We start from the raw sequence: 23,168 nt of genomic DNA, 5'->3' as shown, positions 1-23,168 counted from the left end.
ATGAACTAATGACTTTTTTGAAATCATGAATTAAATTAAGGTTTTACCTAATCTAACAAATCATGGTAAAATCAGAGTTCGTTCAAAAATTTAAAGCGAGAACAAAAAAATTAGCGATTGAGATTATTTGGCTTTACGACCGCATAAAAAAAACAGATAGCAGTATAGTAGCAGGGAGACAACTCATAAGGTCAATCACTTCTGTTGCAGCAAATTATAGAGCAGCATGCATCGCTCGATCTCAAGCAGAATTTTTCTCAAAAATGTCTATTGTGGTTGAAGAAGCGGATGAATCATTATTTTGGCTCGAAGTAATTGATGAATCTGGAATGTCAAAAGACACCAAATTACCAACACTGATGAAGGAGTGTGAGGAAATTGTAAAAGTGGTCTCTAAGGCCAGAAAGAATGCTGGAAAAAATAAGTGAATGAAATCTTTATTCAATGTTTCATTCAGTCAATAAATCATTGAATAATGAAAATAGCAGTAGTAGGTAGCGGTATGATCGGGCTTTGCTCGGCGTATTATTTGAACAAGCAAGGATATGAAGTCACTGTGATAGATGAAGGAGATGGTTCAAACAATTGTTCATATGGAAATGCTGGATTTTTTAGCCCGAGCCATATGGTACCCTTGGCCTCTCCTGGCATTATTGCTCAGGGACTGAAATGGATGACCAATCCTGAAAGTCCTTTCTACATCAAGCCAAGTCTGAATGTGAATTTAGCGAAATGGAGCTGGCAATTTTTTCGTGCATCCACGAAGAAAAGAGTCGAAAGTGCAGTGCCTATTTTGAACCAAATGTTGATGGAAAGCCGAACTTTGATTGAAGAAATATTAGCTGATACCAAAATTGACGCTGGCTTCGACAACAAAGGTTTACTCATGTATTGCAAGTCTCAGCATGTCTTGGATGAAGAGGCAGAGATGGCAGAATTAGGAAGAAAATGTGGGCAAAATGTAGATGTGCTATCATCAGCTCAAGCGGAAAAAATCAATCCGGGATTTGAGATTGATACCGTGGGCGCCGTACATTTTAAAAACGATGCCTGGTTTACTCCTAATTCCTTTATGAATGGATTTCAAGATTACCTCAAAAAACAAGGGGTCAAATTCTATTACAAAACCAAAGTGACCGACGCGGAAAAGAATCAGGGTCACCTCAAGGCATTGATTACAGATAAAGGTAAAATAGAAGCTGACCAATTTGTGGTTGCCACTGGCTCCTGGACCGCGAAATTCCTAAAGCAGCTAGGAATAAAAATATTATTGCAAGGTGGCAAAGGCTACAGTTTTGAAGTAAAAAATCCGCCGGTCATGCCCAAGACCGCTTCCATCCTCACAGAGGCCCGCGTGGCCGTCACACCCATGCAACACGGCCTACGTTTTGCTGGAACTATGGAGGTCAATGGCTTAGACCTTTCCATCAATCCCCGTAGAGTATTGGGCATTCAGAAATCCATTCCAGACTATTTTCCTCAATTCAATCAAGAGTCTTTTCAGGATGTAAAACCTTGGGCTGGACTAAGACCATGTTCTCCAGACGGCATGCCATACATTGGTAAAACCAAAATTTTTGACAACCTTATTGTAGCCACAGGCCACGCTATGCTAGGTATTTCGTTAGGCCCAATTACAGGTCAGCTGGTCTGTGAAATCGCACAAGAAAACACGCCACATTTGGATGACAAATTACTTGCAGTTGAACGATATAGATAAACCAGAAAGGTTTTGAAAATCTGTCAGGTCCAACCTCTTTATTTAAGAAAATACATCATGAATACATTCGAACGCATCCAATCCTCCCAAACCTTTACCCCTCCTTCTGATTGGCTAAAAATCAAAACCATCGACATGCACACGGGAGGTGAACCACTCCGCGTGATTCTAAGTGGTCTACCAGAATTGAAGGGAAATAATGTGTTGGAATACAGACAATACATGAAAGAAAACCATGATGACATCCGCACAGCCCTGATGTTCGAACCACGCGGCCATGCCGATATGTATGGTTGTATTTTGGTACCACCCAACGACGCAAGCGCGGACTTTGGTATTTTGTTTACACACAACGAAGGTTACAGCACCATGTGCGGCCATGCCACCATTGCCATCACCAAACTCGCTGTAGACTTAGGTTGGGTTGAAAAAATTGAACCACTTACCAAAGTAGTCATCGACGCTCCTTGTGGACGACTGGAAAGCTTTGCCCGTATCAAAAATGGACAAGTAGAATCCGTTTATTTTCACTGTGTTCCTTCATTTGTTGTAGGGCTCAATTACAAGGTAGAAGTAGAAGGACTTGGTCTTATCCAATATGATTTGGCTTATGGAGGTGCTTTCTATGCCTATGTGGATGCCGACAAATATGGTATTAAAATGACCTCGGACAATTACCGCCAATTAATTGAGAAAGGAATGGCTATCAAACAAGCAGTCATCCAAACCAATGATCAAATCATTCACCCGTTTGAACCGCAAATGAGCGAATTATATGGTACCATATTTACTGGACGATCACATACCCTTGGAATAGATTCCCGCAACGTATGCATCTTCGCCACTGGTGAAGTCGACCGTTCTCCTACAGGCTCGGGAGTCTCTGGCCGAATAGCAATTCAATCTAAAAAAGAAGAACTTAAGCATGGTGAGACCATGTCTATCGAAAGCATTATTGGCTCTGTATTCACTGGGTCTATCCACAAAGAAGAAAAATATGGCAGATACGATGCTGTGATTCCTAGCGTAGAGGGCACAGCACATGTGGTGGCTCAAAACGAATTTTTAATTGACCCCGAAGACCCCTTTAAGAACGGTTTCATTTTAAGATAATATCGTATCATTTGACAACAACTTCATACAATCTTTTATATTGATTTGCATGTCCATGTCAATATATTATTTGTTTATTTAACATCTACACAATACTCTTTACTTTGATTGAAATGATTCACCAAATTTGTACTCCCATAAGTTAAAATAGTACGTATTTGTCCAGAAATAATTATTCTCCTTTACGTTGCGAAAGACTTAAATGAAGTCGTTCGCACCTTGTAGGTAATAATTATTGCGCATCAAATTAGCTGATATTCTTCAGCCCTACCATTAAACAGCTTAACCCATACCGATGACGATTGGTTGGGATTGCTATGTATTATTTCTAAACCATTATGTATGAAAAAGTTTTTACTATTGACATCCGTCGTAAGTGCGGTCATGTCAAACGTGTGGGCACAAAGCACGATTAAAGGAACGGTATCATCGGAAGGAGAAAATCTCCCCGGGGTATCAGTATTGGTAGAGGGATCTGCCGCCGGAACCGTCACGGACATTGACGGAAATTATTCTGTAGAAGTACCAGATGGTGGCAAAACACTTATCTTCACTTTTATTGGTATGGCTACTGAAAGAGTAGAAATTGCGAGTCGTTCTCAAATAGATGTTTCCATGACTGCAGATGCTACTGAATTATCAGAAGTGGTTGTTACGGCACTTGGATTAGAGCGAGATAAAGCCTCGCTTGGTTATGCAGTTCAACAAGTGGATGGTGATGCTATCAATACAGCTAAAGAAGAGAATTTCATTCGATCATTATCTGGAAAAATTGCAGGAGTAAATGTAAGAGCTGCCTCTACAATGGGTGGTGGTACCAACATTCTTATTAGAGGAAATTCTTCTCTTTCTGGAAATAATCAGCCATTGTTTGTAGTAGATGGGGTGCCGGTAAATAACTCTTCTTACAATAGTTCCTCTCAACTATCTGGCGGAGGCGGTTATGATTTCGGTAACTCTGCTTCGGATATCAACCCTGACGATATTGAATCTGTCTCCGTATTAAAAGGCGGTAGTGCTTCAGTACTATATGGTTCAAGAGCGGCAAATGGTGTCATCTTGATTACGACCAAAAAAGGAACAACGGGAAAAACAAAAATTACAGTCAGTTCTGGAGTTACGTTTTCCAAAATAGATGAATCTACTTTACCTGAATATCAAAATGAGTATGGTGGAGGTTATGGAGGAGAAAACATGCCGATTTTCTCATATGACCCAGCCATACATCCAAGTTCTTGGGCATCTTTTGATGGACAAGAAATGGTCGAATACGATGCCGATGCTAGTTGGGGGCCTAAGTTCGACCCCAATAGAAATGTAAGACACTGGGACAGTTGGGATGAGTCTGATCCAGAAAATTTTGGACAAGTGAGACCATGGGTAGCGACACCAAATGGAATTGAATCATTTTTCGAAACTGGAGTTGCAATCAGTACCAATATTTCTCTTGAAGGAGGAAATGCAAAGAACTCTTTCAGAGTTGGGTACACAGATTACAGAATAGATGGCACTATGCCTAATAGTACAATCGATAGAAGGACATTCAACGCTTCAATGACCAATGAATTATCCGAAAAACTAAGGTCTACTTTCAGCGCCAATGTAGTTCGATCTGAGGCGGAAGGAAGAGCGGGTACAGGCTATTCAGATGATGATGGTATTAGTATTATGGCTGCATTTGGCAACTGGCACCAGCGCCAATTAGACATCAGTCGAATGACTCAATGGAAAACTGTAGATGGAATCCAAAGATCATGGAACAGAAGCTCATACGACAATCCTAATCCAGCCTATTGGGACAACCCATATTGGACCAGAAATGAAAACGTTCAAAGTGATAATAGAGACCGTTTTTACGGAAAATATGAATTGACTTATGATGTATTGGATTGGATAAGTGTAACAGGAAGAGCGGGTTTAGACTTTTCAAAATTCTTTAGAGACTATAGAATTGCCAAAGGTGGTGTAGTAGAATACGTTGGACGTGGAGCCTATCCACTTTATGCTGTGAATGAGAATATTGAAAAGCAGCAGAACTATGATTTGTTTGCCAATATCGAAAAGCATTTTAACAATCAAATTTCTATGAGTGCGATTATTGGAGCTAACTTCAGACAACAAAACTGGGAAGGCACCACATTAGGAACAAGAGATGGGTTGGTTTTACCCGACGTGTATGCCATTAGCAACTCTGCAAGTGACAACGTTAACTTTAGTGAATGGAACCAAGAGCGAAAAGATCATGCGGTGTATGGTACTTTAAATTTGAGTTATGCTGATTTAATTTATGCAGAAGGATCGTATCGTCATGAATGGTCTTCTACTATGAAATCACCATTTGATTTTGGGTATTATGCTGGTTCACTTTCATTTGTGTTTTCTGAACTTGATGTAATCAAATCATTCTCTGCGTTATCATTCGGAAAGCTACGAGCAAGTTTTGCAAAAACTGGTAATGCTCCGGTTCGATATCGTACCAACGAAGTTCCAAATTATACTGCTGGAGACAAGTTTAATGGCAATCCTGCCTATTATGTGCAGTCTGTAGTAAATGGCGACTTAGAGCCTGAAATCACTAAAGATGTTGAATTGGGTGCAGAGCTGGCATTTTTCAGCAACAGATTAAAGCTTGATTTTGCCTGGTACAAGAGAAGAAGTTATAACCAACTGCTTAACGTTCCTGTATCTGGATCTAGTGGTGTTTATTATTCTTATGCTAATACTGGCGAAATTGAAAACGATGGTATTGAATTAGCATTAAATGCCACTCCATTACAATTAGGCAAATTCAATTGGAATGTTAACATCAACTTTTCTAAGAACAACAATAAGGTGACTGCATTACCAGAATCGCTTGAGAGCATCGAGATCGCATCTGTTTATGAACTTAAACAATTGCATATCCAAGGTGAAGATTACGGAAGTTTTTACGGAAGAGATTATGTATATGACGACGAAGGGAGAAAAGTAATCAATAGTTTCGGTACTTATGAATTATCCGACCCTAAAGTATTGGGCAGTATAGTTCCAGATTATGAAATGGGAATTACAAATACTTTCTCTAATGGAAACCTTAGTTTGAATGTATTAATTGACATCAAAAAAGGTGGAGAGATTTACTCTCAGTCGCACAGATGGTTAAGAGAAACTGGGAATGCTGCCGAAACTGTCGGCACAAATGATTTAGGATTCCCAATTCGAAATGACTATAGCGAAACTATAGATGATGGCAATGGCAATCAAATTGCTAATCCTGCACAAGGCGGGGTTATATTGGATGGAGTCGTAGCGGATGGTTCTGAAAACACAACGAGAATTTCAGCTTCTGATGCTCACCATGATTCTAACAATCCTGAGTCGGCTTCAATCTTTGATGCAAGCTACATCAAGCTTAGAGAGATGTCCCTAAACTATTCCTTGCCAAAATCTGTGATTGGTAATACTCCATTTACCATGGTGTCTCTTTCACTGACTGGAAGAAACCTAGCCATTCTACAAAAGAATGCTCCTATTGATCCAGAAGTCTCTTATGGTGTTGGTAATTCTCAAGGCATAGACTGGGGAATGCTACCAAGAGAAAGATCTTATGGTTTCAAGATCACTGCTCAATTTTAATTTATTGACTAAAAGAATTTAAAATGAAAAAAATAAATATATGGCTAATGTCTCTAGTGGTAGCATTAGCATCATGCACAAGCGATTTCGAAGAGATCAATACAGATGCAAAAAAACCCACTGAAGTAGATCCAGCTTTTATTCTGACTGGAGTCGAGGGAGACCTTATGAACAATTATGTTTATACCAGTAGTCTCAATGAAAATGAGACTGGTACAATGGCACAATATTTTGCCAAACACTTGTACACTGATGAGAATGTTTATGACTTCAGAGGTGGGATGTTCAATACTTACTGGAACAGACGCTATCACAACATGTACAGGATGAGAGAGGCACTTAAAATGATTGACACGCCTCCCTATAATCTTCAATCCAATGAAATAAAAGCAAACCAAAAAGCCATTTTTGAAATCCTTGAGATTTGGACATGGACGCAATTGACAGACCAATTTGGAGATATTCCTTATTCAGATGCACTAAATACTTTGGACAATTTACAACCTGCCTATGATCAGCAGTCAGAAATCTACCCAGACCTCGTTGACAGAATTGATGCCGCCATAGCTAGCATTGATTTAGGAGCATCGTCTTTTGGCAGTGCTGATGTTATTCTGAATGGAGATATGAGTCGATGGGTTCTATTTGCCAATTCTCTGAAGTTGAGAATGGGCATGAGAATCATAGATGCCAACACCTCAAAAGGAGAAGCAGCAGTAGCAGAAGCTATAGCAGACGGTGTAATCAGCTCCAATGCGGAGAATATTTCATTTCAATTTGCTGATGAAACCTTCAGAAGCCCATTGAGAAGAAACAATGGAGAAGCGGCTTGGTTTGATATTGTCATTTGCAAGTCTTTCACTGACGTCGTCAATGAAAGATTAGATCCCCGAAGAGGATATCAAATGTATGCCTGGGGCTATGATTATTCTGCCTATTATGGCGATACATTCTCATCTGGTGGGTTTGATGGATATCCATTGACAGACGAGAGTTATGTAACTCATGGTGCTAAGATCAATGAGGGTCTAGGGTTAGGATGGAATCCTGGAAGTTATGACTGGGCTTTTCTAGGATGGAATTTCAGATATGCAGATGAATTCGCCGATGAAAACTGGGATTATCTTATCATGGACTATGCAGAGGTCTTATTCCTTCAGGCTGAAGCCGTTGAAAGAGGCATCATTGCTGGATCTAGCGAGGCTTTCTATAATCAAGCTATCACGGCTTCTATGGAGTATTGGGGGATTGATCCCACAGCAATTTCGGCTTATTTGGCTCAGCCAAATGTAGCATACGCTACAGCAGGTGCTACTTGGCAGGAGAAAATTGGAACTCAAAAATATATTGCGTTCTTTCCTTATTCTTCAGAAGCTTTTTCTGAGTTGCGAAGACTAGATTTTCCAGCGCTCACACTTCCAGTCAAAAGTGCTGTCGAGCTACCTGCAGTAGCTAGTAGAATGAGATATCCTCAGGATGAAGTTTTGCTCAATTCTTCCAATACAGCTAGTGCAATCAATGATCTAGGTGGAGAAAATTCACTAACAGCCAAAGTCTGGTGGGATGTAAATTAATCAATTAGTTTTCTCATAATAACTATTGTGTTGCTATAGGGCTGCCGAAAACTCGGCAGCCCTTTTTCAATGCTAACGGTTTAACCTAAGCATAACCTTTTATATTATATTTGAAATTCAAAACAACAAGTATCCATGTTCAGCAAAGACACCTACATACAGAGAAGAAATAGACTTAAAAAAGACGTCGGAAATGGCCTCATTGTCTTACTTGGCAACGAAGAAAGTAGTATCAATTTCAAAGACAATTGGTATCATTTTCGTCAAGACAGTTCCTTTCTTTATTTCTGTGCTGTAGCTCTTCCGAGCCTTACCGCCATTTTTGATTGTGATAGTGGGGAAGACATGATACTAGGTGACGAACTGACCATCGATGATATCGTCTGGACAGGCCCACAACCAAGCATTGCTTCTTTAGCCGAAAAAAGTGGAATCATCCAAACTGCTCCAGCAAGCCAGATTGAAAAAATATTAAAAAATGCCATAGCTTCTGGGCGAAAGATTCACTTCATCCCTCCTTACAGAGAAGAACACGTGACTAAGTTGTCTGCTTGGACAGGTAAAGCAATCATTGAAATTAGATCGGGTGAATCTGTAGCATTGATCAAAGCGATCATTGCGCAAAGAAACATTAAGACCCCAGAAGAAATTGTAGAATTGCACAAAGCGGTGGATTTGACTTCTGATATGCATTTGGCAGCGATGCAATATGCAAAGCCTGGCATGAAAGAAGCTGAGATAGCAGCTAGAGTCAATCAAGTGGCTTTGGCTGGTGAAGGACAGTTATCCTTTCCTGTCATCATGACCAAAAACGGTCAAGTGCTACACAATCATTATCATGGAAATACGATTCAGGACGGAGATATGATTCTTTGCGACACTGGAGCAGAAATCGCCTCTGGCTATGCCGGAGACATGACTCGTACGTTTCCTGTTTCCGCTCAATTCACAGATACACAACGTGATTTGTATCAAACGGTATTGAATGCGCATGAAGCAGCCATATCAGCATTAAAACCAGGCATCAAATACAAAGACGTGCATCTCTTGGCTTGTACTGAATTAGTCAAAGGACTGACTGAGGTCGGCTTGATGAAAGGAAATCCTGAAGAAGCAGTGGCTGCAGGTGCTCACACTATGTTTTTCCAATGTGGTCTTGGTCATATGATGGGCATGGATGTACACGACATGGAAAATCTCGGCGAACCGTATGTGGGTTACTCTGATACTTTAAAGAAAAGTACTGAATTCGGGTTAAAATCTTTGCGTCTCGGAAAGGAGTTGGAAGCTGGATTCGTCATTACGGTCGAACCTGGTATTTATATCATTCCAGAATTGATAGATCGATGGAAAGCTGAAAATAAGTATGCAGAATTCCTGAATTATGATAAATTAGAGTCTTACAAAACCTTTGGAGGTATTCGTATCGAAGAAGATTTTGTAATCACTGAAAAGGGCGCAGACCTACTAGGAAAACCAGTCGCCAAAACAGTGAAAGATGTAGAAGAAATTAGAAAAGAAGCTTTACAATCATGAAAAATCTGATCCTATTTGCCCTAATACTATTAGCTGCTTGTCAACCATCAAGCAAGGTTTACACCTGGGATGAATTTGCAGTGCATGACGATGCGTCCTTTCGTGGGATTTCTGTTCTAAATGAAAAAATCATCTGGGTGTCGGGTACCAACGGATTGGTACTCAAGACCGAAAATGGAGGATTGGACTGGGAAGAAGTTTACATTCCCGATGCTGACTCCTTAGACTTTAGAGATGTAGAAGTCTTGTCCAAAAATGAAATAGTATTGATGAGTGCTGGCCCAGATTCTTTATCCAATATTTTTAAATCTAAAGATGGCGGACATCATTGGGAGAAAACATTAGCCAATGAAGATAGCCTTGGTTTTTTTGATGGTATGGCCTTTTGGAACGAAACAGAAGGGGTATTGGGCGGAGACCCTATTGACGGAAAACTTTTTTTAATGAAAACCACTGATGGTGGAGACAGTTGGCAAAGAATTCACCCTGACAAATTACCTGAAATGAATGATGGTGAGTTCGGTGGATTTGCGGCAAGCGGAAGTCACTTGACTGTAAAAAGCAACTCAATTTGGGTTGGGTCTGGAGCGGCAACTTCCCGAGTATTTTATTCCAAAGACAAAGGAGACCATTGGGAGGTTGTTTATACTCCAATCATTCAGGGAGACAGCTCACAAGGCATATTCTCCATCGATTTTTACGATGAAAATACTGGAGTAGCTGTGGGTGGCGATTACAAAAAAGAAGGAGAAAGTGGGAAGAATGTGATTAGAACTGCTGATGCCAGTCAAACTTGGTCGTTAAGTCAAAACTTCCCTGTCTTTCAATCTTCGGTTAGATACCTCTCAGAAAATGAATTAATATCTGTAGGACCAGCAGGCTGCTATCAGTCTAGCGATGGCGGACTCACTTGGAATGCATTTGGTGATTCTGGATTTAATACCTTGGATGTAGCTGAAGATGGCACGATTTGGGCGGCAGGCAAAGAAGGCAGAATTGCCCAACTTATCTTAAAATGATAGATAAGAAAAAAATTCATTCTTCATGCCTCGAATTGCTCGATTCTAAAATTGAAATTTCGAAAAAAGGCATGGAGGAAGCTCAAGCCAGTGCCAATAATGAAACCAAATCATCTGCTGGAGACAAGTATGAAACTGGCCGAGCCATGAGTCAGCGCGAGCGAGATTTGCATGCCCGTCAACTCGCAGAATTGATAAACATGAAAAAAGCATTGACTGCTGTAGACCCAGAAAAATCTCTAAAAACAGTTGAGTTAGGTGCTTTGGTAGAGACAAGCACTTCATCCTATTACATTTCTGCTAGTCTAGGTGTGATCCAAGTCGAAAATCAGCAAATCATGGCCATCTCAGCCATCTCTCCCATTGCGCAAGCCATGTTGGGCAAAAAAGTGGAGGATACTTTTGAGTGGATGAAAAAGGAGAATAGAATATTATCTATAGCCTAGTTCTTTTTCTTTTTTTCCTTTCGCATTATGATTTGTTCTGTATACCCTGATGCTAATATCCCTGAAGGTAAAGCAATGAGACCAATACTTAGTAATGTAATGATTCCACCTAATGCTTTCCCTAAAGCTGTTACAGGATATACATCTCCATAGCCAACAGTTGTTAATGTTACTATTCCCCACCACAAGGATTTAGAAATGCTTGAAAAATGATCTGGTTGAGCTTCTCGCTCTAAATAATACATGAGCGTTGATATAATTATAAGAATAATTACTATAAAAACAGATGTTACAAGTAACTCCTCTTTTTTCTCTTTAAATACATTTTTGATTAAGTTGAAAGCGCTAGAATATCTAGCCATTTTAAGTACCCTGAAAATTCTAAAAAGTCTTAAAATTCTTATAAACCTCAAATCAATTCCAACAAATGGTAAATAAAAAGGTAGAATGGCAATTAAGTCAACAAGAGCCATTGGGTTTGACATGTATTTAATCCTACCGAAAAGAGAAGAATTGTACTTTCTATGTTCAACACAAGTCCAAACACGTAAAGCGTATTCTATACTGAATACTAGCACTGAAAAAAATTCAAAGAATTGAAACCAGGAACTATACTCTACTTTTAGAGATTCTTCTGATTCAAGAATTATGTCTATTACACTGAGACAGATCATGACCATAATAAAAAGATCAAAATAGTGACTCAAGTCCTTTTTATTAGACGGCTCAAGAATATGAAATATTTGTTTTCTCAGGATGGTTTAAATCAATTCAATATTATAAAAATACTCATTTTCAATAATTAAATTCAAATCAAGTCTTTTACTTGTCTCCTTTTAAAATTGACAAATGGATAAAAAAATTGCGGCATCCTCACGTTAGAAGATGCCGCAACGCATTAGAGAAAAGTTTGTCTTCCATTATCCTTTGGCCTCAAATGCTTTTAACCAGCACACATTTGAGTAGTAGCTAAAGGTACTTATGAAATTCACTTTAAAATTCTGATATAATTGTGATTAGCGCAATACCTAGAAATAGGTATATTTCAATTTAATGGCGCTCTTCAAGTACCTTTACGACGTCCTTGAGGTCATAGCCTTTAGCTCTTAATAAAATCATATAATGATAGAGCAGATCAGCAGATTCATTAAGAAATAATTCTTCGTTGTCGTCCTTCGCTTCAATCACCACCTCTACGGCTTCCTCTCCAACCTTTTGTGCGACTTTGTTGATCCCTTTTTTAAATAGAGAAGATGTATATGACTTTTCATCGGGGTTGTCGTATCGATCCTTGATGACCGTCTCTAGTGTGGATAGAAAACTGAAATTGGGCTTGTTTTCTTCTGCCCAGCAAGTGTCGGTGCCTTTATGACAAGTTGGTCCTATTGGGTTTACCTGAATGAGTAAAGTATCGTTATCGCAATCCAGCTTAATATCTTTTAGCTCTAGAAAGTTTCCACTTTCTTCTCCTTTCGTCCAGAGCCTTTCTTTGGTACGGCTGAAGAAAGTGACCTTGCCCGTCTCCTGGGTTTTGGTCAGTGCTTCTTCATTCATGTAGCCCAACATCAAAACATTTTTTGTTTTGGTATCTTGAATAATGGCTGGTACCAGGCCGTTTGTTTTTTCGAAGTCTATATTCATTTTTATATTCTTATTGCTATTCCCTTATTTTTCAATTCTTGTTTCAATACAGGGATTTCAATTTCTTTAAAATGGAAAACACTAGCCGCCAATGCCGCATCAGCCTTCCCATGTATAAAAGTATCAGCAAAATGCTGAATGTTACCCGCTCCACCAGAAGCGATCACTGGTATATTGACCAATTCAGATATTTTGGACAAAGCCTCATTGGCAAAACCATTTTTAGACCCATCATGATCCATGGAAGTAAAGAGGATTTCCCCTGCTCCTCTTGATTCAGCTTCTTGTACCCAATCAAATAAATCGATTTCTGTCGGTACTTTTCCTCCTACCAAATGGACTTTCCATTGACCATTTATTTTTTTGGCATCTACCGCCAGCACCACACACTGACTGCCAAATTGTGCTGCCAATTCATTTAACACCTTTGGCTCCTTTACCGCCCAGGAGTTGATAGAAATTTTGTCCGCTCCTCGATGTAACAAAGTATAGACGTCGTCCACCGACTTGATGCCTCCGCCCACAGTAAATGGAATATTTACTTTCTCCGCCACTTTTTCTACCAATTCAGCCGTCGTCTTTCGTCCATCTCCAGTCGCTGTGATATCCAGAAATACCAACTCATCTGCTCCTTGTTCTGAATAAGCTGCAGCCAGTTCTACAGGGTCACCTGCATCCCTCAGGTTAACAAAATTGACCCCTTTCACGGTACGTCCATTTTTGATGTCCAAACAAGGAACTATTCTTTTAGTCAACATATTTCATCAGTTGCTCTAGTGAGATTTTGTTTTCGTAGATGGCCTTTCCGATGATGATACCATCCATTTTCAGAGCTGCTGCAGCTTCCACATCCTTGATGTCTTTTACTCCACCACTGGCAATAATTTTTTGATCTGGAAAGTCATTCATCAGGTCTTTGTACAAATCCACTGCAATGCCTTGCAGCATGCCATCCTTTGCTATATCCGTACAGACAATGTACTTGTTGCCTAAATCCTGATATTCCATAATCAAATCAAACAGCTCCACTTCCGACTCTTCCTGCCAACCATTGATAGCAATTTTTCGATTGGTCGAGTCTGCACTCAAAATGATCTTATCAGCCCCAAATTTTTTGAGCCACTCGCCATATATTTTTTTGTTTTCCAAAGCTACGCTACCCAAGTTCACTTGTTTAGCACCAGCATTGAAAGCGATATTGATGTCTTCATCCGTTCTAATACCCCCACCAAAATCAATTTTCAGACTAGTCTTAGAGGCAATTTGATCAAGTACTTTGGCGTTGCGAATTTCTTTGGCCTTTGAACCATCCAAATCGACCAAGTGCAGATGCCTTATCCCTGCCCCTTCAAACATTTTGGCCACTTCCAAGGGGTTTTCGTTGTAGATCTTTTTCTGATCGTAATCTCCCTTGGTCAGTCTGACACACTTGCCGTCTATGATATCTATTGCTGGTATTATTCTCATTTATCTTTTTTAGTCGTCATAGTTCTATAAAATTCTTCAAAATCTGTTGACCAAACTCACCACTCTTTTCTGGGTGAAATTGACAACCATAAAAATTGTCCTTGTGCAAGGCCGCACTAAATGGTTCTGGATAATTCGCTCGTGCGATCGTCCACTCCGAATCCGGCACATAATACGAATGCACAAAATACATGTACTCGTTTTCTTTCAATCCAGCCATCAGTGGCGTCTTCAATCCTTCGATCTCATTCCATCCCATGTGTGGTACTTTGAGTCCTTGGTCAGGAAACAGTTGCACGGGCAACGGAAATAATCCAAGTCCCTTGGTGTCATTTTCTTCCGAGTAATCACACATCATCTGCATACCCAGACAAATCCCAAGAAAAGGCTGCTTGGCATTTTTGATGACTTCTACCAAACCATATTTCTCAAGTGAACGCATCGAACTGCTCGCCTCTCCCTGACCCGGAAATATGAGTTTGTCTGCCGATGCTATTTCCTCGGCATCATTGCTCAAAACCGTGTCAAGACCCAGACGCTCACAGGCGAATTTGACTGACTTCACATTACCGGCACCATAGTCTATGATGATTATTTTGCTCATAGCATGCCTTTAGTTGATGGTAAAATCATTTTGTCTTTGTCTTGCTTTACTGCCATTTTGATCGCTTTCGCAAACGCCTTGAATATGCCTTCTATCTTGTGGTGCTCATTGCCACCCTCTGCTTTAATGTTCAGGTTGCATTTGGCTGCGTCAGAGAAGGATTTGAAAAAGTGAAAGAACATTTCCGTTGGCATTTTACCCACCATTTCTCTCTTGAATTCAGCTTCCCACACCATCCAATTACGTCCACCAAAATCCAAAGCTACCTGACACAAACAATCGTCCATCGGCAAGCAGAATCCGTATCTTTCAATTCCCTTTTTATTGCCCAATGCTTCTGCAATAGCTTCTCCTAGGGCGATACCCGTATCTTCTATCGTATGGTGTTCGTCTACTTCCAAATCACCTTTCACTATCACTTTCAAGTTAAGCAAGCCATGCTTGGCGATCTGGTCCAGCATGTGATCAAAAAATTTGATGCCGGTATCTATTTGAGACTGCCCTGTGCCGTCCAATTCTACTTCGATGTCAATGTCTGTTTCTTTGGTTGTTCGCTTAACACCCGCTTTTCTTGAACCTCGAGCCACCAACTCATATATGTCCTGCCAATCTGTTGTGGTTAGCACAATATTAGAATTCAATTCTTCAACTTTCGAGGAAATTTCCTCGGCACCCTGTCCTTCTTCTTGTCCGTCCGACAGGTGGGCGTTGGCTATGAAAATAGCTTGTGCTCCTAAGTTTTTGGCTAGCTCTACATCAGTAATTCGATCTCCAATCACAAAAGAATTAGCCAGATCGTACTCGCCATTCATATACTCAGTGAGCAAACCTGTTCTTGGTTTTCTGGTTGGTGCGTTATCGGCTGGAAAGCTTTTGTCTATTTTTACCGCATCGAATACGACCCCTTCATTTTCAAATGCTTTCATACACTTATCATGCGCTGGCCAGAAAGCTTCTTCTGGAAACGAATCTGTTCCCAAACCATCTTGATTGGTCACCATCACCAACTCATATCCAAGTTTGGCAATCTTTGACATCCACTGAAACACGCCCGGATAGAACTCTAATTTCTCCAAAGAGTCCAGCTGGTAGTCCACTGGAGGCTCCAGCACTAATGTCCCGTCTCGATCTATAAATAATACTTTTTTCATTTCAATATTTTTTTGTCATTTCGACGATAGAAGAAATCCAATCAATCACAATAAGATTTCTCTCTCCGTTCGAAATGACAATTTGAGTTAAATTCTACTATAAACTTGAAGTGCACTCAACAGCCTCTCATTCTCCTCAGGAGTTCCAATGGTCAACCTCAGACAATTATCACACAGATACTCCTTCGACCTATTTCTTACGATGATCTGCTGCTCCATTAAATAATCATACAGACCCTTGGCATCTGCCACTCTCACCAAAATGAAATTTGCATCGGAAGAGAAACGCTCCAAAATACAAGACAACTGATCCAGTGCTTGTTCCATTTTCGCCTTCTCTCCTAAAATAATCTTCAATTTGGCTTTAAAATTCTCTTCTTCGTTCAACGCTTTCAATGCCGCTTGCTGTGACAATTCATTCACATTGTAAGGCGGTTTGATGGCCTCCAATACCTTAATTATTTCTTCAGAAGCGAAGCACATGCCTACTCTGAGCCCTGCCAATCCCCATGCCTTAGACAAAGTCTGGCACACGATCAGATTCGGATAATTTTTTAACTCTGAAAGCCAAGAATCAGAATCTGCAAAATCGATATAAGCTTCGTCTATGACTACTAATCCCTTTTGCAAATCCAATAGTTTTTTTATCTCTTCTTTGGCCAGAAGATTGCCCGAAGGGTTATTGGGAGAACAGATGAAAAACAACTTGGTATGTGCATCTGAAACGTCGATCATCGCCTGCCCATTCAATTGAAATCCTCCCTCCAGGTTTACTTTTCTCAAGGACACATTGTTGATCTCAGAGAGCACGGGATACATCCCGTAGCTTGGATTGTGAGAAATCACATTGTCCAACGCTGGTTCGCAAAATGCGCGATAGATTAAGTCTAATACTTCATCGCTGCCATTGCCTAACAAGATGTTTTCAGTTGACACACTTTTGATTTCACTTAACCTTTCTTTGACTGCCTTTTGATAAGGATCTGGATAACGATTGTAGCCATTTTCAAATGGATTTTCGTTGGCATCGAGATATACTTCGGCCACATGATTAAACTCGTCTCTGGCCGAACTGTATGGTGTCAAGCTCAGAATGTTTTTTCGTATGAGTTTTGAAATATCCATGACTTACAAAGACAGTAATCTTTTAGTGACCGCTAGTTTGTGCGCTTTCAATTGCTCAGCTTCGGCCATGAACTCTATGGCCGGACCAATGCGACGAATGCCATCTTCTGTAATTTTTTGAAAAGTAATTTTCTTACAAAATGAGTCAATATTCACCCCACTAAATGATTTTGCATAACCATTAGTTGGCAACGTATGATTCGTACCCGATGCATAGTCTCCAGCACTTTCTGGAGTATAATTTCCAATAAAAACAGAACCGGCGTTCATCAATCCGTTCAAATAAAATTCCTCATTCTGAACACATAAAATGAAATGCTCTGGGGCGTACTCATTGATAAAATCCAAACACTCCTGATCGTCTTCGATCAAGACCAATTTAGAGTTTTCTATTGCTTTACGAGCGATGTCCTTTCTAGGTAAAGAAGGCAATTGATTTAATAATTGCTCTTGAACCTTAGGAATCAAACTAGCAGATTTTACTACACAAATGACCTGGCTATCTGCACCGTGCTCAGCCTGCGACAGCAAATCAGAGACGACAAATTCTGGATTGGCAGTTTCATCAGCCAAAACTAAAAGTTCTGATGGACCAGCCGGCATATCTATGGCAACTCCCAATTGAGTTGCTCTTTGTTTAGCTGCTGTGACATACTGGTTTCCTGGACCAAAAATTTTATTCACTTTAGGAATGCTTTCTGTCCCGAATGTCATTGACCCAATGGCTTGGATTCCTCCTACTTTGAATACTTGCGTAACCCCAGCAAAGTGAGCAGCGAATAATATAGCAGGATTGATTTGACCATTTTTATCAGGTGGCGTGCAAAGTACGATGTCTTTGCATCCGGCAATTTGTGCCGGAATAGCCAACATCAATACGGTAGAAAACAAAGGTGCCGTGCCTCCAGGAATATAGATTCCTACTCTTTCAATCGGACGAGTCTCCTGCCAACATTTCACTCCAGGTACAGTTTCGACCTCGACCAGCTGTGGAGTTTGTGCCCTGTGAAATTTTTCAATATTGGCTCCAGCCAAACGGATAGCAGCCTTCAGGTCGTCTGAAATTTTGTTAGCAGCACCAGCCAATTCCTCCGGAGTGGCTTTCAACGATTCTACTTCAGCTCTATCGAAAATTTTGGTGTATGAAAGTACTGCTCGATCACCTTCTTCACGAATGGCCTGAAATACTTCATTAACCAGCTGTTGAAGGTTTTGTTGCTTCAAAGTAGGTCTTTTTGTCAATTTGTCCCAGTTCTTCCGATCTGGATTTTTGGCTAAAATCATAATACCATTTTTTCTATTGGAACAATCAGAAGGCCTTCAGCACCAGCCAATTTCAGCTGGTCTATCACCTCCCAAAATTCACCTTCTTCTATTACCGAGTGCACAGAACTCCATCCTTCTTCTGCCAAGGGTAACACCGTTGGACTTCTCATACCAGGCAGGATATTCACCACCTCATCAAGTTTCGCATTTGGCACGTTCATCAATACATATTTGGATTTTTTGCCTTTTTGCACGGCATCTAATCTGAACAACAGCGTATCCAACAATGCATTTTGTTCAGCATTCAGCTTTTTGCTTTTTACCAAACAGGCCTCAGAAGTCAGAATAGTGTCTGTCTCCTTCAAACCATTTTTGAATAGTGTACTACCAGAGCTTACCAAATCACATATCCCTTCTGCCAATCCAATGTTTGGTGCGATTTCTACCGAACCTTTAATCAGGTGAATTTCAGCATTCACATTATTTTCTTTGAGATATTGTTTCAAAGTATTGGGGTAGGAAGTTGCTATTTTTTTGCCTTCGAAAAATTGCACCCCTTGGTAATCTACCTCTTTGGGTACGGCCAATGAAAGTTTGCATTTAGAAAAGCCCAATTTTCGGACGATATCAATGTCGTTTTGGCTTTCCACCAATAGGTTTTCGCCTACAATGGCAAGATCTGCCACGCCATCTTCCACATATTGAGGAATATCGCCATTTCTAAGATATAAAACCTCCAACGGATAATTTGAGGCACTGGCTTTGAGTTGATCTTTGCCATTATCAATGTGAATTCCGCAGTTTTTGAGTAGACCTATAGAGTCTTCGTTTAACCTTCCTGATTTCTGAACTGCAATTTTAAGTTTACTCATGTTTTGTTTTGTTAGTGCCTGAGTAAACCAAAGATGGGCATAAAAAAATCCCGTCCAATTACTCAGACGGGATTTGATATTTTTATTGACTACAACAATATCACCTCGCCTGTGCGATCATATGATGGTGATGATGTTGTGTCCTGATATTCATGATTTTTGTATTGAGATGCAAACATACTGAATGATCAATTGATATAAAAAGTATAATGCCTGAAAATTTTACTTTGATGCCTGAAAAGCATTAAAGATGCTCCTGAAAGTCAGACCAGGTAATCCGAAGAAACTATCAAAACAGTCTATCTCTTCTAATAGAACATTTCAGAAACTACGGCTAGCCCGGCTCCAAGCAAACTAATTATTAGTTTTTTAGAATTCCAATGGTGCTCTGGACTAGACTCAATAAAAATTGTAGTAGATATATGGAGAAAATTACCTGCTACAAATGCAAACAACATAACCATTCCATCTTCACTAAATAATCCCATAGGGGTCAACCAATGACCTGCCACAACTCCTAATGGAGAAGCCAATGCAAATGTCAAAAGTAAAATCAATTGTGTTTGCTTCTTATCGTAATGACAAGCTAAGACCGTCATCAATGCTAAAGCAGCTGGGATTTTGTGCAATACCACGCCTGTAAGTAAACTACCTTGACTATGGCTGTCATGAATGACTTCTGGATGAGCCAAAATAGTGCCTTCCAAAAAAGCATGGACACACAACGCTGTCATTAATGAAATGCCTGACCAGGCAGAGTGTTTGTTGCTATGATGATGAACATGCATGTGACCGTGCTCCACACCACTAGTAAAGTATTCTAAAATTTGCTGAAAAAAGAAGCCTGCCAAAATGAACATGCCTATATGAAACTGATTTTTATGCGTTTCAAAAAGTTCTGGGAGAATATGTACTACTGTAATAGAGAACAGAAATGATCCTGCAAAAACGAGCACTGATTTGACTTGAGACTCTTTAGTTTTAGTCACTCTGAGAGCATAAAGCCCACCAAATACAGCGGACAAAAACAAAACAATGGAGTTGAAAATCATATTACTTTTCTAAAACAAAAATGAGCCTTTCAGATTCTTCAGCATGATATTTAGAGAGCTCATAATCACCAAATATATCTATTACTTTCAAATTGATTTTATCAAAATGTGCTAAAAAATCGGTTCGCCTGATTGCTTTTACTTTTTCCTGATATTCATAATGCTGACCATGGTCGTCCACCAGGATGTTCTTGACAATAAATTCATCCTTGGTAAATTCTCTTTGAATCCGGAAATGGATGTTTTCAATGGTTTTATCCTCTTCGTGCACCAAGTTATTCACCACCACATACGGATTTAAAAAGTCCAGTAAAAATTTCCCTTTAGGTTTTAAAGATTGGATGGTTGCATCAATTACATTCAGGTTTTCTTCCTTCGAATCGAAATAGCCGAAGCTGGTAAAAAGGTTGAAAACATAATCAAACTTTTCTCTGTCCAAAACATCACGCATGTCATGAACGGCAAAGTGCAACGAATCGTTTTGTTTCGTATTGGCATATTTGATATTTTCTTCCGATAGGTCCACACCAGTTACATCGAACCCTTTTTCATTTAGATAAATAGAATGCCTGCCTTTGCCACATGCCAAGTCTAAAATTTTTGATCCGGGTTTCATCCCAAAATAGTCAATGAGATGATCCAGAAAAGAAGCCGCTTCTTCGTAATCTCTGTGTTTATACAAAATATGATAGTAAATGGTATTGAACCATTCGTCAAACCATTCCTTCTTTGACATTCTTAGATGATTTTGAACTGGATTGCTAAAATAACTGATTCTAGTTGATAAGGATTAAAGCACTTCTATTTGAGATTCTATCCCAGAGGTTGCATAGGACTGGAGTTCTCCATTTTCATCTGAATAAATGAAGAAAGCGTCAACGCCATTTAGCTTTTTTATCATTTCTATAGATTCTTCTAACCCCATAACCATACAAGCTGTAGCATAACCATCAGCCAATGTACAATTGGGCGCAAAAATGGAAGCGCTAAGCAAATGATGAGAAACATTATAGCCTGTAAAAGGACTAATAGTATGTGAGATAATTCTACCATTTTCTTCATAGTAGTTTCGATAATTGCCAGAAGTAGCAAGCGACCGGTTATTCACAAAAACAGTAGCAAAAACATTGCCCACGCTTTGATTCATTTCAGGTTTTTCAATCCCAATTCTCCAAATGGTTTGGTTCTGATTCTGACCTTGGCAACGTACCTCTCCACCAATTTCGATCATATAATTATCCACTCCTTTTTCATTTAAATAATGTGCAATTACATCCAAGGCATATCCTTTAGCAGATGCACTGAAGTCCAAATAGGTGTTTGTAGGTTTTTGTGCTCTCTTTTCATCAAAAATCACTTGATCGAATCCAACAATCTGAAGCAATGAATCAACGGTCGCACTATCAAGTATAGTTTTCTTTTTTGGGCCAAACCCCCAGGCATTTACAAGCGGCCCGATGGTAGGGTCATAGGCTCCTTTACTTTTGATAAACATTTCCTGACTAATCTTTAAAACAGGATAGAGGAAAGTGGATTCATAACTAATTGTATCGTATCTATTGAACCGAGAAATTTCTGAATCTGGAATATAGGTGGAAAGCGACTGGTTGAAAGCCACCAAAATAGAATCTACTTCTGTTTTGAAGAAGTTTTCTTCCGTTGCTAAATATTTAATCGAATAAGGAATAGTACCCATCGTAGTACCCGTGACATGCTGCAACACCTGGGTTTCAACTGGGTTGAGTTGTCTGTATAAGATCAATATTCCTACGGCCAGGACAATGATCAATATTCTTCGCTTTTGCATCTTTTCTCTTTTTTGCGGGTGCAAAGAAAGAATAAATCCATCAAAGCTGCTGCTATCTTGTAAACTTTAGGATTTCTCATTCCTTCAGACTGCTTTTAATATCCTATTTTTGATGAAATTATTCAAGAACCATGAGGGAAGATTATTTGAATGCAGATGGTGAAGAGCTAAACTCAGAAGAAGTTGAGTTTGAAAAGGCATTGCGCCCCCTGTCTTTCGATGATTTTACCGGTCAGGCCAAGGTGGTAGAAAATATCAAGGTCTTTGTACAAGCTGCCAAACAAAGATCTGAACCTTTGGATCATGTCCTATTGCATGGGCCTCCTGGTTTAGGAAAGACCACGCTTTCCCATATCATTTCTAACGAATTGGATTCCAGCATCAAAGTAACTTCAGGGCCAGTCTTAGACAAACCTGGTGATTTAGCTGGTCTGTTGACCAATTTGGAACCCAATGATGTATTATTCATTGATGAAATTCATCGCTTGAATGCAGTAGTGGAAGAGTATCTCTATTCAGCCATGGAAGATTATAAAATCGACATCATGCTGGACTCCGGTCCAAATGCCCGATCGGTACAAATCGGCCTGAATCCATTCACATTAATCGGAGCTACTACCCGATCAGGCCTTTTGACTTCACCATTGCGCGCTCGATTTGGCATCAATGCTCGTTTAGAATATTATGATTCACAATTGTTGTCGAGCATAGTGAAAAGATCATCGGGCATTTTAGAAACACCAATCGAAGAAAATGCTGCTGTAGAACTAGCACGCAGAAGTCGAGGTACACCAAGAATCGCCAACAATCTCCTACGCAGAACGCGTGATTTTGCCCAGATCAAAGGCAATGGAACGATCACCAAAGAAATTACCCAGTTTGCACTGGATGCCTTGGATGTAGATGCCCATGGATTGGACGAAATGGATAATCGTATTCTGACCACCATCATTGAAAAATTTAAAGGTGGCCCAGTCGGCCTTTCAACCATTGCTACAGCCTGCGGAGAAGAAGCGGATACGATCGAAGAAGTTTATGAACCCTTTTTAATTCAGGAAGGATTTCTAAAAAGAACGAGTAGAGGTCGTGAGGCTACCGAACTCGCCTACAAACATCTAAAAATTGTGCCTCCTTCAAGGATGGGCACTTTGTTTGACTAG

The 23,168-nt window shown here is 39.9% G+C and carries 21 protein-coding genes; 9 read left to right on the top strand and 12 right to left on the bottom strand.

Annotation, left to right across the window (positions count from 1 at the left end; translation table 11 throughout):
• Positions 1-62 precede the first annotated feature (62 nt).
• The 8 genes from ABJH98_RS15965 (at position 63) to ABJH98_RS15930 (ending at position 11,023) form a co-directional block, all read left to right on the top strand.
• Entirely contained in the window at positions 63-428 is a 366-nt protein-coding gene (locus tag ABJH98_RS15965; RefSeq protein WP_348308703.1) for a four helix bundle protein, read from the top strand.
• 47 nt (positions 429-475) lie between these two features.
• The gene (locus ABJH98_RS15960) at positions 476-1,720 is read left to right on the top strand and encodes an FAD-dependent oxidoreductase (protein ID WP_348308702.1); all 1,245 of its coding nucleotides are present in this window, start codon (positions 476-478) and stop codon (positions 1,718-1,720) included.
• A gap of 57 nt (positions 1,721-1,777) precedes the next feature.
• Positions 1,778-2,833, top strand: coding sequence for a proline racemase family protein (locus ABJH98_RS15955; protein ID WP_348308701.1), 1,056 nt, complete (start codon positions 1,778-1,780; stop codon positions 2,831-2,833).
• Positions 2,834-3,175: 342 nt separating this feature from the next.
• On the top strand, positions 3,176-6,448 hold the full coding sequence (locus ABJH98_RS15950; protein WP_348308700.1) for a SusC/RagA family TonB-linked outer membrane protein: 3,273 nt from the start codon (positions 3,176-3,178) through the stop codon (positions 6,446-6,448).
• Between the two features lie 23 nt (positions 6,449-6,471).
• A complete protein-coding gene (locus ABJH98_RS15945) occupies positions 6,472-8,022 on the top strand; it encodes a SusD/RagB family nutrient-binding outer membrane lipoprotein (RefSeq protein WP_348308699.1) in 1,551 nt (516 codons plus the stop codon).
• Between the two features lie 135 nt (positions 8,023-8,157).
• Positions 8,158-9,558 (top strand): aminopeptidase P family protein, encoded by a 1,401-nt coding sequence (locus ABJH98_RS15940; protein ID WP_348308698.1) that lies wholly within the window; start codon positions 8,158-8,160, stop codon positions 9,556-9,558.
• Positions 9,555-10,577, top strand: coding sequence for a hypothetical protein (locus tag ABJH98_RS15935; RefSeq protein WP_348308697.1), 1,023 nt, complete (start codon positions 9,555-9,557; stop codon positions 10,575-10,577). The genes ABJH98_RS15940 and ABJH98_RS15935 overlap by 4 nt, the downstream gene beginning before the upstream one ends.
• Positions 10,574-11,023: a GreA/GreB family elongation factor gene (locus ABJH98_RS15930; protein ID WP_348308696.1), complete on the top strand. Its 450-nt coding sequence runs from the start codon at positions 10,574-10,576 to the stop codon at positions 11,021-11,023. The genes ABJH98_RS15935 and ABJH98_RS15930 overlap by 4 nt, the downstream gene beginning before the upstream one ends.
• Here the strand turns inward: ABJH98_RS15930 and ABJH98_RS15925 are convergent.
• From ABJH98_RS15925 to ABJH98_RS15870, 12 genes are all read right to left on the bottom strand, one after another.
• Entirely contained in the window at positions 11,020-11,730 is a 711-nt protein-coding gene (locus ABJH98_RS15925; RefSeq protein WP_348308695.1) for an ion transporter, read from the bottom strand. The genes ABJH98_RS15930 and ABJH98_RS15925 overlap by 4 nt on opposite strands.
• A 343-nt stretch (positions 11,731-12,073) precedes the next feature.
• A complete protein-coding gene (hisIE, locus tag ABJH98_RS15920; RefSeq protein WP_348308694.1) occupies positions 12,074-12,664 on the bottom strand; it encodes a bifunctional phosphoribosyl-AMP cyclohydrolase/phosphoribosyl-ATP diphosphatase HisIE in 591 nt (196 codons plus the stop codon).
• Positions 12,665-12,666: 2 nt separating this feature from the next.
• A complete protein-coding gene (hisF, locus tag ABJH98_RS15915; protein WP_348308693.1) occupies positions 12,667-13,422 on the bottom strand; it encodes an imidazole glycerol phosphate synthase subunit HisF in 756 nt (251 codons plus the stop codon).
• Positions 13,412-14,131, bottom strand: coding sequence for a 1-(5-phosphoribosyl)-5-[(5-phosphoribosylamino)methylideneamino]imidazole-4-carboxamide isomerase (hisA, locus tag ABJH98_RS15910; RefSeq protein WP_348308692.1), 720 nt, complete (start codon positions 14,129-14,131; stop codon positions 13,412-13,414). Before hisA ends, hisF begins: the two co-directional genes overlap by 11 nt.
• A 16-nt stretch (positions 14,132-14,147) precedes the next feature.
• Positions 14,148-14,735 (bottom strand): imidazole glycerol phosphate synthase subunit HisH, encoded by a 588-nt coding sequence (gene hisH, locus ABJH98_RS15905; RefSeq protein ID WP_348308691.1) that lies wholly within the window; start codon positions 14,733-14,735, stop codon positions 14,148-14,150.
• A complete protein-coding gene (gene hisB, locus ABJH98_RS15900; RefSeq protein WP_348308690.1) occupies positions 14,732-15,886 on the bottom strand; it encodes a bifunctional histidinol-phosphatase/imidazoleglycerol-phosphate dehydratase HisB in 1,155 nt (384 codons plus the stop codon). The genes hisH and hisB overlap by 4 nt, the downstream gene beginning before the upstream one ends.
• A gap of 87 nt (positions 15,887-15,973) precedes the next feature.
• The gene (gene hisC / locus ABJH98_RS15895; RefSeq protein WP_348308689.1) at positions 15,974-17,011 is read right to left on the bottom strand and encodes a histidinol-phosphate transaminase; all 1,038 of its coding nucleotides are present in this window, start codon (positions 17,009-17,011) and stop codon (positions 15,974-15,976) included.
• 3 nt (positions 17,012-17,014) lie between these two features.
• Positions 17,015-18,295: a histidinol dehydrogenase gene (hisD, locus tag ABJH98_RS15890; RefSeq protein WP_348308688.1), complete on the bottom strand. Its 1,281-nt coding sequence runs from the start codon at positions 18,293-18,295 to the stop codon at positions 17,015-17,017.
• Positions 18,292-19,149 carry an ATP phosphoribosyltransferase gene (gene hisG / locus ABJH98_RS15885; protein ID WP_348308687.1) on the bottom strand — a complete coding sequence of 286 codons (858 nt, stop codon included), beginning with the start codon at positions 19,147-19,149 and terminating at the stop codon, positions 18,292-18,294. Before hisG ends, hisD begins: the two co-directional genes overlap by 4 nt.
• A gap of 308 nt (positions 19,150-19,457) precedes the next feature.
• Positions 19,458-20,201, bottom strand: coding sequence for a ZIP family metal transporter (locus tag ABJH98_RS15880; protein ID WP_348308686.1), 744 nt, complete (start codon positions 20,199-20,201; stop codon positions 19,458-19,460).
• 1 nt (position 20,202) lies between these two features.
• Complete coding sequence (locus tag ABJH98_RS15875) at positions 20,203-20,937, bottom strand: class I SAM-dependent methyltransferase (RefSeq protein ID WP_348308684.1); 735 nt, start codon at positions 20,935-20,937, stop codon at positions 20,203-20,205.
• 54 nt (positions 20,938-20,991) lie between these two features.
• Positions 20,992-22,008, bottom strand: a complete 1,017-nt coding sequence (locus ABJH98_RS15870) for an FAD:protein FMN transferase (RefSeq protein WP_348308683.1) — start codon at positions 22,006-22,008, stop codon at positions 20,992-20,994.
• A 131-nt stretch (positions 22,009-22,139) separates the two neighbouring features.
• On the opposite strand from ABJH98_RS15870, the gene ruvB reads away from it, so the two are divergent.
• Positions 22,140-23,168, top strand: a complete 1,029-nt coding sequence (ruvB, locus tag ABJH98_RS15865; protein WP_348308682.1) for a Holliday junction branch migration DNA helicase RuvB — start codon at positions 22,140-22,142, stop codon at positions 23,166-23,168.

Source organism: Reichenbachiella sp. (assembly GCF_039969095.1).
In the GTDB taxonomy this organism is placed as follows: domain Bacteria; phylum Bacteroidota; class Bacteroidia; order Cytophagales; family Cyclobacteriaceae; genus Reichenbachiella.
Note: the sequence above shows the minus strand (reverse complement) of the source record. Positions and strands in the feature narration are given on the sequence as shown.